This is a genomic window from Pelagibius sp. Alg239-R121 (genome assembly GCF_947331435.1).
In the GTDB taxonomy this organism is placed as follows: domain Bacteria; phylum Pseudomonadota; class Alphaproteobacteria; order Kiloniellales; family Kiloniellaceae; genus Denitrobaculum.
In genome coordinates this window covers 230,956-244,084 of record NZ_CAMZOF010000002.1, presented here as the reverse complement: position 1 = coordinate 244,084, position 13,129 = coordinate 230,956, and the positions used below count along the sequence as shown (strand labels likewise).

Sequence of the window (13,129 nt, the reverse complement as noted above, 5' to 3'; positions counted from 1 at the left end):
GGTTCTTACAGGAGTTTTGGTTATCTTATAAATTGTAACTTGCAAATTGCATATTGCTAATTATTATAATCTCACACACACCAAACCAGAGGAGATCAAAATGGGAAACGGAAGATGGGATGCCAGCGCATGGGCCAACTACAGCGCGACCACGATCTCCGGCAGAAGCCGCAGAGCAATCTTCACTTCGAATGCGATGAAGGACGATTACGACCCTGCCAAAATCTCGCTTCGCGAAAGCCGCGACAGCGATGATAATCCACAGTCCACGCCGATCATCCTGGCCGGCGACGTGACCGGATCGATGGGAATGGTCGCCGAGCAGCTGATGCGGGACGGGCTCAACACCCTCGCGACCGAGATCTGCGACCGCAAACCCGTCACCGACCCCCACGTCATGATGATGGCCATAGGAGATGCCTACTGTGATCGGGCGCCGCTCCAGGTGACTCAGTTCGAAGCTGACATACGTGTTGCGCAACAAGCCCGCGAACTGTGGTTGGAAGGCGGCGGCGGCGGCAACCAGGGTGAATCCTACATGCTCGCGCACCTTTTCGCGGCCATGAAGGTCTCGGCAGACGCCTTTGAAAAACGCCGCCGAAAAGGATACCTCTTCACCATCGGCGACGAGCCGGTCCTCGATGGAGCGACAAAGGACCAAATCAAAAGGTTCCTCAACATCCCCGTCGAGCGCGATCTCTCCGCCCGTGAGATCATGACAATGGCGCAGCGGAATTGGGAGGTTTACCACATCGTTCTCGTTAACGAAGGCTACGCAAGCCGTGGACTGGACGATGTCCTCAAGAGCTGGAGGGCTCTGCTCCCCGAACGGACAATTCAGCTGGATAACGTCGATGCTCTTGCTGAAATGGTCGTCTCACTCATCCAGGTGAACGAAGGCGCACGCGCGGCGGACGTGGCGGCCAGCTGGTCGGGTTCGACTGCAATGGTTGTCGCGAACGCACTCAAGGGCGTGCCGGCACCGGCTGGTCAAACCGCTGGACTCCGGTTCCTCGACTGAAATTCGAGCACTATCCAGCGACGTGCCTCCTGACAAAAGGACCAAGCAAATGTCGAAAGAAGCCTATGCCGTCATTGGCGCCAATTGGGGCGATGAAGGAAAGGGACTGACGGTAGACGCTATTGCTTCGCGCCTTGTCGATGGAGGGCGCGAGGTGACCGTGGTCCGCTCCAACGGCGGCGCGCAAGCCGGGCACGGCGTGGAACGCCCGGAAGGCGGACGGCACGTTTTCCATCATATCGGTTCGGGAAGCTTTGTGGCGGCCGCGACGCACCTGTCGCAGTTTTTCATCGCGCACCCCATGGTCATGCAGAAAGAGATCGGCGATCTGGAGAACTTGGATGTGAGGCCCTACAGGATCACTATCGACCCTCGGGCAGCGGTCACGACCCCGTGGGATATGGCGATCAACCAAGCGCTCGAGATCAAGCGTGCCGGGGAGCGCCACGGTTCCTGCGGGCTGGGAATCGGCGAGACAATTGAGCGCCAGGAAAAGGGCTGGCGCCTGTGCGCAGCCGATCTCTGGCACAAGGATCTGCGTGAAAAGCTGGAAAACATTCGGGACGAATGGGTTCCGAGGCGCCTGGAGATCCTTGGCATAAATCCGGAGAAAAGCCCTCTCGCGGAAATTCTGACCGGACGTGCGGAACTGATCAGTGCCTTCCTGGCCGACTGCCGCGGCTTTACTCAAACAGTCGAAATCCTCCCTGATGCAGAGCTTATCTCTCGCGATGTCGTTCTCTTCGAGGGCGCGCAGGGGCTTCAGTTGGATATGGACTTCGGCGTCTTTCCGCATGTCACCAGGGCCCACACCGGGATCCGGAACATGCTGGCCATCGCAAAGGAGGCTGACATTCAGACGATCAAGGCGACCTACGTCACGCGCGCTTATGCAACGCGGCATGGTGCAGGCCCCTTGCCCAACGAGGCGGTGGGCGCCGCTGGACCCGGGAAGATCGACTGGGCGGACATCAATGACCCGACCAATGTCAGCAATGACTGGCAAGGCGGGATCCGGGAAGCGCCTTTGGATTTGGACTTGCTGAAAGAGACACTCAAGAAAGACGTCTCTCTGGCAGACGGAACTGACATCCAGGTCAGAGCCGGTATCGGAGTGACCTGTCTCGATCAGATACCGAAGGCGGCGACGTTCTTTCGGAACGGTCAAGAATACCAAGTCGTAACGAAATCAATAGCGGCTGAGCTGGAAACGCGTACAGGATTGCCGATTGTGCTGACTGCCTCCGGCCCGACGAGGAAAACCACCAATGTTCTCTGGCCCGATTTAGCCTTAAGGCGACAGGTGTAAGACGCCATCCGAGATCAGGAGTACTCCAATGCGGGGCAACGATTAGGGAATCGGTGACTGCTTCAATGTGATGCCTTGGCACTATTCCAACAACGGGCGTTCGAAAGGCTGCATTCATCGGCCACTTTGTCCGCGCTGCCGTTATTGGTTCAAAGTGCAACGAACTTCGGTTCTGAGCACAAACTACAGGTTTCCTGCTAAGCAGCGAATGTTCGCTGTGCGGCATCCACCAATTCAACGAGGTTATGTGAGGTTGCGTTAGGCGTTGCGCCGCTTCCATCGTCGGATCGAACTGATCGCTTGACCCAGATACTGCGCATACCCAGTTTTCTCGCGGGGCGAGCTTCACAGAGACCTTCAGCTACGTGGATGATACTGGCCGGTGATTCGTCCAACCGGCAGATCGCTTGTTCGAATATCGGGGCGTCTGGCTTGTAGCATTGGATCTGTTGAGACGTAATCACCTCGTCAAACACAACGTCAAAGCTCTGTAGTGTCCCAAAAAGAAGGTCATCATCAACATTGGAGATGATTGCCAGTCGAAAGTGTTTCGCCAACTGCTTGAGCGCTTCATTTGCCTCGGCGAAGACTGGCCAGGTGGGCAGCGAATTAGGAAATGCGGCGCTGAGTTCGGGGTCCGCATGCCCCAGTAACCGCTCGGCGATTTGATCAGCCACATTCTTCAAAACGTCGCTGTAGGGAAATATGTTCTTGCGGATTTCGACAGCATCCAAAGCCAGAAACATGTCAACCAGCGCATTTTCTGAAACGAGCTCGGTCGGGTAACCGTAAATATCACGCAGTGCCTTTGCTGCGCCAACTTCCCAGTCCACAAGTGTCCCGTAGCAATCAAAGGTCAGGGTCGTTGGTTTGGCGTAATGGAGTAGTTTTTCCAAATCGTTCATTTCTATGTCCCTGTCCCCTGAAGCCCGATTACCAAGTCCTCAGTTCCTTCGATCTTTTCGGTTGCCCACAATGACGCCGAGCTCCCGGCTAAACCGGGTTAATTCGGCACCAGTGTTAAAGTAATGAGGGGAAGCTCTGATCATGGCCGGCATGCTCCGCCGCACTTTATCCAGCCCCGTGCTCTTGTTTGGTGAGATTGAGATCATGATGTTTCTCTTGGTCAACTGAGCGGCGATCTCGTCTGTTCCCACAGACGCGTGGCTAAAGGTCACGATGCCGCAAGGGCTCGCGCCCATATCATGAACGGAAATACCGTCTAAAGATGAGAGCTGTTGCCGCAACTCGGCTGCCAGCCGGCGCGTTCTGGGTTCAATTCTGTCCAACCCCACAGACAGTGCATAATCGGTCGCGACGCCCAATCCGATCACCGCTGCGTAATTGAATTCCCAGTTTTCGAAGCGTCTGGCATTGCTCACCATCTCAAAACGATCAGGTTCCACCCATTCAGCGCCGCGCATGTCCAGGAAAGGCGGGTCGATCCTGTCGAGCATAGAGCCGCGTACATAGAGGAACCCGGTACCGCGAGGGCCGCGCAGGAATTTGCGGCCAGAGGCGGACAAAAAGTCACAACCGATGTCTTCCACATCGATGTTTAACTGACCGACGGACTGGCAGGCATCGAGCAAGTAAGGGATGCCGGCGGCGCGAGCGACCTTACCTATTTCTTTTGCCGGATTGACCAAGCCACCATTTGAAGGGACATGGGTAACAGCTATCAGCTTCACCCTCTCGTCTATCAACGCGTTGAGTGATTCAACACAGAGCTCACCCGTTTCGATGCTTGGTACGGGGACGATCTCGATTCCAAGCCGATGCCGGAGCTGAAGGAATGATATGTAGTTACTGGCATACTCTGACTGTGCCGTCAGAATTCGGTCGCCGGGCTTTAGTCCTAGCCCGTGGAAAACCATATTCCATGAAACAGTTGCGTTCTCAGTGAGGGCAATCTCGTCACGACCACAGTTCAACAACTGCGCAAGCGCGTCATAGCAATGTTCGATACGTTCCGCTTCCATCTCTGCGGCACGGTACCCACCGACTTTGGCTTCCAACTTCAGAAAGTCGGTTTGTGCCTGCAATACCGGTTCGGGCACGAGGCTTGATCCGGCTGAGCATAGGAACAAAACGTCGGCGCAAGCCGATGTATCTTTGCGAATTTTTTCCAAATCCTTCATGTCCATTGCCCTATTCCCTGAAGTCCGGTTGCGTTGCGTCCAAAAGTCGTTTCATGCCGTCCAGGTAACCCGGCTCTCCATTGCACTCCTCTCCGGCAAGAAGCTCCGCGTACGCTGTATCCATGGGTTCGGTTTTAACGCCGGTTGCCATCGACAAAAGCTGAACCTGACAGGCTCTTTCCAGTTGATAAGCTGAGACTGAAGCGTCAGCCAAAGAAGACGCAGCGATCAGCACCCCGTGGTTCTTCATGAAGAGCACCTTCCGCAGCCCCAGGGCTTCGGCCATCTCTATCCCTTCGTCAGTACTGTTTCTTGGGACCGCATAGCGTTCGAGATAGGCAACTTTCCCATGAAAGTAGGCTGCCGTTTGACTTAGCCTGGTGTCGAAGCAGGTTGCTTTGAGAACCGTCAAAGCCGTCGCATAGGGAGAGTGAAAGTGAAGAATACAGCCAATGTCCGGGCGCCTTTCGTAGATCGGAAGGTGGATTGGCACCGCGTCATGATTTGCCTCGCCGCTTCCAGAAAGTAACTGCCCGTCTTTGCTGTACAAAAGCAGAGAGCTGGCGCTCACCATTGAAAAATGTGTGTTACCGGGCGTGACCAAGTAACGATCGTCTGCTTCAAGCCTGCAACTGAAGTGTGTCCAGGTTCCCTCGCTAAGACCCTCTATCGCGAAAACTCGATGGGTCGCCGCAAGATCCTCTCTCAATGCCGTCTCGTTCAATTCATTATCCCCGGTCCCGCACACGTAAAGTCGGTAATTCCGAGCAGGGTGTTCGGTCACCGCACTCACTTGCAGAGAAGCACTATCGCTCTTTTCGTTATTCTTAAAACGAATTATACTTTTCATATTAATTAACAATGGAAATAACGAGTGATGACGCGTGATCTGGAGATTGATTTACTGAGGTCGTTTGTGGCTGTTGCAGCCCACTTGAACTTTACGAAAGCGGCTCAGTCGGTTTCGCGGACGCAATCCGCTGTAAGCTTACAGATCAAACGCCTGGAAGAGATTGTCGGCCGGCCACTGTTTGACAGAAACCGACAATCCGTTTCGATCACTCCGACAGGTGAGGCTTTGCAGGTTTATGCGAACCGTATTCTTTTGGCGAACGATGCCGCGCTCTCTCAAATTCGACGCCCTGAAGCCAAGGGGCGCGTTCGCATTGGGGCTCCGGACGACTACGCGACCTTGGTGTTACCAAGGATATTGTCCACAATCGAGGCGGAACACCCACAGCTTCACATCCAGGTTGTCTGTGAAAATACGCCTGATCTGCTGCGGATGCTTGACAGTGGAGATTTAGATATCGCCATTGCTGTTCACACACCCAACGCGGTTTCAGGACAGGTAATGTGTTACGAACCGCTTCACTGGGTTGCATCGCCGGGCTACATCAATGACCCTGATGCGGTGCTGTCACTGGCTTTGTGGCCCCCGAATTGTGTAAGTCGGGAAATCGCACTGGATGCCTTGAAGCAGATAGACAGAGAATGGCGTGTGGCCTATTCGACCCGGAGTGTCGGGTTGATTGAAAATGCGCTAATCAGCAGCCCCATGTTGGGTGTGATGGAAGCATCGTGCATCCCCGACACTCTGCGAATAGTAGACGGGCGGGTTGGGTTACCGGCTTTGTCGGATGTCGCAATCTCTTTGCACCGTTCAAATGAAGACGCACCCAACATTGCACACGTAACCGCAATCATACTCAGTATGTTCGCGAGCAACTTACGCGGAGTAACAAAAATTGCACGTTCAACCTGACGCAGGGCTTGAGAACTGAAGTCATAGCTTCGTGCCTACAGTTGCCATTGGAGTAAAGCCGCCAAATGGCAACTTTGTCCGCACAGCCGTCATTGGTTCAAGGTGCAACGAACTTCGACCCTGAGCCCTTTTCAGACGTTTTTAAAAAGGCTACCTAGTGTCGATTGTCAGCCATAAGCGGACAAAGTACCACACTCGTTGCAGCTATCCGTCTAATGTCGTGGCGGTAAGCTCCTCTGATAAGATATCGAAGATAGCGCGTATCCTGGCACTGGTTTTGAGCTCCCCATGAGTGACAAGCCAGACCGGAACATCGGCAAAGACTTCGTTTTGCAGAACAGCCTCGACCTCAGGTGTGATTTCCGCGAGATCTTCGAACATAACGGCGAGACCTTGCCCTCGTTTGACCAACTCCCACAATGCCACCCCACTGTTACTAATGATGCTGAATTGCTTTGACGTTATGGCACCGTTCATCGCGCTCAACATCTGAAAGACACGCCCAGTGGCATCTCCAATAAAGGTCGTTCGGTCGCTAATATCCTCAAGTGTTGCCGGACGGCCTATTACGTCGAGATAGGAGCTTGCTCCGTAGAGATAGGCTTTTGTGGTCCGTACACGCTTGGCATAGAGGTCAGGGTGTTTGGGCTGGACGTTGCGAATTGCTATATCCGCCTCGCGCCGCCTCAAGTCTTGCACGTCGTTGGATGACACGATCTCCACTTGTATCTCGGGATAGGCAAGCCGTATGCGCTCGATGATTGGTGGTAACAGGTAGGCACAAAAAGCATCACTTGCGGTGACGCTGACAGGACCTGCAACTCTCTGATCCTGCCCCAATGCCGATAGACTAACCAGGTCCGCCGCTTCCTTCATCGCTTTCACATGCGTTAGCAGAGCAAGACCCTTGTCATTTATCGTGAGGGATTTCCCGACTCGATCGAATAGCAACAGACCGAGATCGCTCTCGAGGGCAGCGACATGCCGTCCCACGGTCGGTTGAGACAATCCCAGACGTTCTGCGGCGCCGGAAAACGATCCCGTCTCAGCGGTGGCAAGAAAGGCTTGCGCTTGCGACCAATCGAATGCGGAGTTTCGGCTTCTCATTCAAAAATGAATATCAGATATGTGAATTTAGGCAATTACTTATTTGGTTTTGAATATATAAAAACTCTCATCTCCTCAGCGAATGCCGCCGAATACGCGCTAACCATTTGATATTAGGGGGTCAACAGGCGCCAATCGAGTAGGTCAGCCCGATGATGACATGCCGCTACCAACGAAGATTGATTTCGAACTAGGGTCAAGTTAGAGGGCGCAAAATGAGTGTTTTGACAGCACGCGAATGGACCACACTCTGTCTGATTGTTCTGTTCTCGTCAGTCCCCGCATTCGGGGGCTTGCTTCGGTTTGCTGAACTTGTGGGCGGCCCTTCTGTGCTGCCCGGAAATCCACGCGCCCTCTCTGATCCCTGGTCAATTATTATCCATGTCTCAGGCAGTTTCCTGTTCTGCATCGCAGGCGCGTTACAGTTTCTGCCAAGTATGCGCCGCCGCCGACCGATACTGCATCGCGTAATTGGTCGCATTACGGTAGTTGGCGGATTGTTGTCGGCAAGCAGTGGATTGTGGATGACAATGAGTTTTGCCTTCCCCGAGGCCCTGCAGGGCAGCCTCCTGTTTTCTACGCGCATTGTTCTTAGTATCGCAATGTTGGGACTGCTGGGATGGGCCGTTATTGCTGTCAGGACGGGTCGTTATAGAACTCACGCTGTTTCGATGATTAGGGCCTATGCCATCGGTCAGGGCGCCTCAACGCAAGCGTTACTTGGGGTGACGTGGATCGCCATATTTGGTTTCGAGCCCGCGGGATTTTTAAGAGACTGCTTTATGGTTTTTTGTTGGGTTCTCAACCTATTGGCGGCGGAAGCGTTGATCCGTCTGTTTTTCGCGAAACCACACGCCTCAAACCGATCTCTTTCCGAAACCAGATCGCAGATATCGATGATCCGGCATCGAACAGAAGCCTAGAAGAGACACCGACGCATTAGCAGATTTCTTTAAGTGGTCGACATAGATGGCGCCGGGCTCGGCGCGGCAGGACATCCCTCCGTCGATACCCAAACTTTCAATCCCCGTACGCCTATTAGGGCTCTCTTCTGTAGAAAGGAAAACCTTTCATGATATGGAAAATTGCAGCCGTTCTGCCCTTGTCTCTTGTGACTGGCTGCGGTCTGGGACAAGCGCTTACCAAGGCAGGCGCTGAAAACGAACAATACAAAGTCTGTGTCCACAATCAGGTAGAAATCTTATCAGCGAACGGCCGTGGCGACGAGATTGAGGTCGAGAATGCGACTGAGATCATCGTTACAGCCTGCAAGCCACAGGAGGATGTTTACGTTGTTTCGATGACTGACTTAGCGATAACGATGACGGGCAACATGGTCTCAAAGGAAAAGTTCTTAGAAGACGAGGAAGCTAATCTGCGCCGTGACCTTCAGGACCTGGCGGCAAATATTGTTGCACAGAATCTATAGCGACCCACTTCCGCTTAGGGTCATTAGCGGACAGGGATCAGGTTGATCCAGTTCTCTGCTTAGTCCGCACTGCCGTCATTGGTTCAAGGTGCAACGAACTTACGCTCTGAGCTCATTCTGCTCATTCGTCAGGGTGCAGCGAACGTCCGGTGATTCTGCTCGTCTTTAAATGCGGAATGTGGACTTCTGCCGGTTCCAATGCGTAACGTGAGGACAAATTGTTTGATCTAGCATTTCGAAAGCTGTCCCTGAGATAGCTTTCGACTTGCCGTGGACCCAAACACATTCAGAAAGAGATCAAATGGATGAGAATGACCATTTTTCTGACGACGTGCCTTTGGCCCTGATCGAACCCGAAGACCGGCTCGTGGTGCTTGCCCGGACGATACAGGCACCTGCCTCCGCTGCGGAATCCCTGTTGAAAGACAGCGCCGCCAATTTCGCAAACTTCGGCGAAACATGCCTTGGACGTGCGCTGTACCGGCACCGCACGGTCTTTCAAAGCACGTCGGACGCGCAGGTGTGGAGTCATCTTGAACTGAGCTACTTTCGCGACATAGTACCAACCAACGCGATTTTCGAACTTGTCGTTGGTCCGCAATCAGAGGGGATAGACCTGTTGCGCGCTGAGCTTCTTCTTACCACTCCCTCGTCATTCATTCTGCCGTGCGACTGGCAGGGCTCAGGCGGACGACCTGACCGTCGGGCATCACTGGAATTTCTCCAGGTACAGCCGGAATATCTCGGTGAATACAGAGATGCCATGCGAGAGTATTGTGGACCTGCCGCCACAAAACTTGTGCGGGAAAACAGGTTCGGGACGTTCAGAGCGATGGAGACGGCAGCAGTCCTCTATCATGCGCCAGAGCTGAAGATTGAATGGAACCAGATTCACCTGTGCGAGCTAGATCCCAACGGATTTGAAGGGTTTGGAAAGGAGTTCGAGGGCGCACTTCGGAAAGAACTCCCAGAGGATGCTGAATTTTCAGATGCCTTTGCCGACCTCGGCCGTCTACGCACCGTTCCACGTTGGACCTTCAATGATCCGGTGGTGGAAGCGGATACTGCTATCGCTCGGGAGGGCAGATAGAGGCCATCGGCGCAATCTGTCTCGGACCGGGCGGGACGGGCAGCTGATTTCCGCAAAGTTGCCAATGAACTAACGGCAGGAACGTCCGCACAGCCGTAGACACTCAACATGAAACCGCTAATCCCTTATACCGTACCGCTGTGTGGTGCACAGGATGGAAGCTTTACAATGGCAGTCCCTTGAGCAGATTATAAACAAGGAACTGGATCAAGTTTTCAGACACAGGCCGGCGTTACCGAAGCCCTTTCCTATTGCAGAATGCCTTGATCGGAGAAGGTGGGGCACAGGTTCGAGAAGCTTGCGGCTCGCAATTTGGACCTTGTTCGATGGGATGTTGTACCCGACGGCATGCAACTTCGTGCTGTTGAAACACCACAAATTTTTTGGCGCCCACCTAACCAAGACTTTTCGAAGTTTCTTCGTGATGATCCGAAATAAGACAACAGCGTTTTTGATCTACTTTGCGCTAACAGCCATCGTGGCGAGTGAAGCTTCGGCTACTGGCGATGGAGAAGGCGCGTGGCGCATGTACTCCCAGGAATTGAATGGCGATGTCTATTTTTTTGATACTTCACGCGTGAAAAGGATCGAAAATTTACATAGAGCTTGGAGTAGGGTCCGTTACAAAACGTCCGTCATGGGGGCCTCGAGTTATCAAAGCCTATTGGAAATCGACTGCTCTGAGCGTACGGAGAGAATATTGCAGAATACTTTTTTCTCAGATAAGCACTGGAAAAGTCCTGCGATGAACACTGACATGACGGAAAAGCCAAAGCGTCAAATACCGACGGACTCCGCGACGGAGCGCCTTTCAGAAATCTTGTGCGATCAATAAAATGTTTTATAGCGAAATGCGGTTTTATTGAATCGTATCATCTCAAAATTTGTGTTCGAGATCAGCAGGTTGCTGATCGAGAGGCAATGAATTTCGAGGCCGATTAGACGCATTTTGCTCTAGCAGCTGAGCCTTCAACACCGAGGTTTCGCACGAAACTTGCTCGAAAAAACACCCGCGCCACTTCTGTGACGCGGGTGCTCATTTTGCAGAATTACTTCATGCTTTCCGCTGTCACTCTGTAGATTTCGCCTGCATCAACAGAAACGTAAAGCGCGTTATCCGGCCCCATGACCAGACCACGAAATCTCTTCGAGAAGCCGAGAGGCATCCGCGTGATGCCATTGATGCCCAAGCCATCAGGAGTCATGCTGATCATGTCAATTCTCGAGCCTGGTGGTGTGCCACCAAAACCGATACCCATGATGCCGACCGCCAAGCGGCCCTCGTAGATACCCCAGTTGCCGCCTTTGAGGAAAGCGGCAGAGCCGGTTCCTTGGGAGAAGCCATTATTGTTCCATGAAGCCGGCATCAAGTCTTTGAAGCGTGTGTCGCTCATCGGGGTGTACGCAGCACGCACCGCGGGATCCATTCCCTCTTTCTGATTTGGCTCGTAGCCGCAGTATTCGTCCGGGCACTCACCTCTGCCGCCTCTGTTCTGCGCGGGGTCCCAACCGGCATTGCCGCCATTAACAAGAGCAGTGATTTCATCGTTATGCCACGGGCCATGTTCAGCCGTGAAGGCTTTGCCGTCGCTTGGGCGGAAATCTATGCCCTGAACGTTTCTGTGACCATAGGTGTAAATGCGCTTGTCAAAGCCTTCGGGAGGATTGTTGTCCGGGTGAGCATTCCCGTCCATATCGATCCGCAGAACCTTACCACACAGTAGCTGTCCATCCTGAGGACAAACTCCTCTGTGACGGTCGCCACCAGCTACCCAAAGATAGCCTCCAGGCCCAACGCGGAGTCTGCCGCCATTGTGAGCGCCCGGATCACCAAAAGGCTGATTGGACTTGAAGGGTTTATACTGAATATCAGTTACGATATCCGTCCGGTCAGAGACGCTCTTGAGGTCATCGCTGACCTTGAACCTCATGACAATGTTGCCGTCGCATTTTTCAAAGTTGGTTTTGCAGCCATCGCCGCGATACTTCATCGAAGATGAGTAGAGGTAAAGGATGCGGTTCTTCGCGAAATGCCTGTCCGGAACCACGCCAAGCACACCTGCTTGTGCTTCACAAAAAAGGTCATCGCCGACATCGGCGTAGCCCGTGGAACCCTTCACTCCATACAATGCATTTACGGTTCCATCAGTGGTTCTTACCGAGAGACCTTTGCATTTTTCAGTGAAGAACATGGTGCCGTCCGGCAAGAAAGCCATGTCCCAAGGATTCTCCAGTCCTTTCAACACAACCTCAGCTTTGATCTTGGGTACGTCCATGGCGCCTTCGTGACCGTCGGCCTGAGCAGCCAAAGGCACGCCGAAAATCAAAGCAGACGCCATGACTCCCGATAAAAAACTACTAGATATTTTTTTCATTTTTCGCTCCCTATTCAACAACGTACTTCGCATCTTTCAAATACGCCGCCAAATTTGCAATTTCCTCATCAGTCAATGGCTTGGCCATCGGAATCATGAGGAACGAGTTTGAGCCTTGTTCTATGCCTTTTCTGTAGGCCTCTAATTTGGCAGTCGTATATGAAATCTCTTTGCCAGAAACTTTTGGATAACTGGCTACGCCTTTTCCGGCTGGTCCGTGGCAGTTAATACAAGATTCCTTATATCTGGTTTCCCCCAATGCCTTGTCAGCACTGTACGCAGTTTGAGGAGAGATTAACGCTGTTAAAACCAATAGTGTGCCGGAAAATCTCAACAAGAGGCGCTCCTAAAAATTAGTAACTGTTGTAAGAGTTTGAAATAGAGGAAGAAAAACTCAGCGCATTTCCCACCGAAGCGGACCAGCAAGCCTTACAGGGTGAAAGAATCAGGCAATTGAGTCAAGGCGCCTCACGTTTGTACTTTGGTCCCAAATAGTTTCACTCAGTCGTTGGTGTTAATTGATGCGAGCGTCGAAGTTATATGAATTCTTCTACTCTTGGCTCCTCCCCGAAGTCCTGCCTTCCCAACATTTGTCTGTTCTGCATTCAGAAACGGACATGGGCGTCGGCGCCCCATAATGTCCGGAAGTTAGCGCATAGCCGAAGTCGGGCCGCTGCAACCGCATGACCGCTTGGGGGCAAAAGCGGACATTAGAGCCCTCGAGGTCGATGCCCGCTTCGTCCGCACTGCCGACTTTTGATGCCCCAGAAGCGAAAGTCTGCTTTAGGCCATTCGCCGAAGTTGCCTCTTGCCGCAATGAACAGTTATCTCCGGACGGCCTTGGTATCGGAATCACCGAGATGCTACAATCTGTACTTGTAGATGTGCGGAT

At 53.0% G+C, this 13,129-nt stretch carries 13 protein-coding genes; 7 read left to right on the top strand and 6 right to left on the bottom strand.

Translation table 11 applies throughout. From position 1 onward, the window contains the following. Positions 1-100: 100 nt before the first annotated feature. Both QMZ18_RS08350 and QMZ18_RS08345 read left to right on the top strand, forming a co-directional pair. Positions 101-1,021: a hypothetical protein gene (locus QMZ18_RS08350; protein WP_282605822.1), complete on the top strand. Its 921-nt coding sequence runs from the start codon at positions 101-103 to the stop codon at positions 1,019-1,021. Positions 1,022-1,070: 49 nt separating this feature from the next. Further along, complete coding sequence (locus tag QMZ18_RS08345) at positions 1,071-2,330, top strand: adenylosuccinate synthetase (protein ID WP_282605821.1); 1,260 nt, start codon at positions 1,071-1,073, stop codon at positions 2,328-2,330. A gap of 197 nt (positions 2,331-2,527) precedes the next feature. On the opposite strand, the gene QMZ18_RS08340 is transcribed toward QMZ18_RS08345, so the two are convergent. From QMZ18_RS08340 to QMZ18_RS08330, 3 genes are read right to left on the bottom strand one after another with little or no spacing between them, the layout of a single operon-like run. Beyond that, positions 2,528-3,235, bottom strand: coding sequence for an HAD family hydrolase (locus QMZ18_RS08340; RefSeq protein ID WP_282605820.1), 708 nt, complete (start codon positions 3,233-3,235; stop codon positions 2,528-2,530). Between the two features lie 39 nt (positions 3,236-3,274). Beyond that, the gene (locus tag QMZ18_RS08335) at positions 3,275-4,477 is read right to left on the bottom strand and encodes an aminotransferase class V-fold PLP-dependent enzyme (RefSeq protein ID WP_322097172.1); all 1,203 of its coding nucleotides are present in this window, start codon (positions 4,475-4,477) and stop codon (positions 3,275-3,277) included. 4 nt (positions 4,478-4,481) lie between these two features. Then, complete coding sequence (locus tag QMZ18_RS08330; RefSeq protein ID WP_282605819.1) at positions 4,482-5,195, bottom strand: class II aldolase/adducin family protein; 714 nt, start codon at positions 5,193-5,195, stop codon at positions 4,482-4,484. A gap of 153 nt (positions 5,196-5,348) precedes the next feature. Here QMZ18_RS08330 and QMZ18_RS08325 point away from each other — a divergent pair, with 153 nt between their 5' ends. Beyond that, on the top strand, positions 5,349-6,236 hold the full coding sequence (locus QMZ18_RS08325) for a LysR substrate-binding domain-containing protein (protein WP_282605818.1): 888 nt from the start codon (positions 5,349-5,351) through the stop codon (positions 6,234-6,236). 204 nt (positions 6,237-6,440) lie between these two features. Here the strand turns inward: QMZ18_RS08325 and QMZ18_RS08320 are convergent, their stop codons facing one another. Further along, positions 6,441-7,343, bottom strand: coding sequence for a LysR family transcriptional regulator (locus QMZ18_RS08320; RefSeq protein WP_282605817.1), 903 nt, complete (start codon positions 7,341-7,343; stop codon positions 6,441-6,443). 215 nt (positions 7,344-7,558) lie between these two features. Between QMZ18_RS08320 and QMZ18_RS08315 the strand changes: the two genes are divergently transcribed. From QMZ18_RS08315 to QMZ18_RS08300, 4 genes are all read left to right on the top strand, one after another. After that, positions 7,559-8,266 (top strand): DUF2306 domain-containing protein, encoded by a 708-nt coding sequence (locus QMZ18_RS08315; protein ID WP_282605816.1) that lies wholly within the window; start codon positions 7,559-7,561, stop codon positions 8,264-8,266. A 149-nt stretch (positions 8,267-8,415) separates the two neighbouring features. Further along, the gene (locus QMZ18_RS08310) at positions 8,416-8,772 is read left to right on the top strand and encodes a hypothetical protein (protein ID WP_282605815.1); all 357 of its coding nucleotides are present in this window, start codon (positions 8,416-8,418) and stop codon (positions 8,770-8,772) included. A 301-nt stretch (positions 8,773-9,073) separates the two neighbouring features. After that, entirely contained in the window at positions 9,074-9,862 is a 789-nt protein-coding gene (locus tag QMZ18_RS08305; RefSeq protein ID WP_282605814.1) for a hypothetical protein, read from the top strand. Between the two features lie 154 nt (positions 9,863-10,016). Beyond that, positions 10,017-10,697 carry a surface-adhesin E family protein gene (locus tag QMZ18_RS08300; RefSeq protein WP_282605813.1) on the top strand — a complete coding sequence of 227 codons (681 nt, stop codon included), beginning with the start codon at positions 10,017-10,019 and terminating at the stop codon, positions 10,695-10,697. Positions 10,698-10,911: 214 nt separating this feature from the next. Here the strand turns inward: QMZ18_RS08300 and QMZ18_RS08295 are convergent, their stop codons facing one another. Next, positions 10,912-12,237, bottom strand: a complete 1,326-nt coding sequence (locus tag QMZ18_RS08295) for a sorbosone dehydrogenase family protein (RefSeq protein ID WP_282605812.1) — start codon at positions 12,235-12,237, stop codon at positions 10,912-10,914. A gap of 10 nt (positions 12,238-12,247) precedes the next feature. Beyond that, a complete protein-coding gene (locus tag QMZ18_RS08290; RefSeq protein ID WP_282605811.1) occupies positions 12,248-12,574 on the bottom strand; it encodes a c-type cytochrome in 327 nt (108 codons plus the stop codon). Positions 12,575-13,129: the final 555 nt, after the last annotated feature.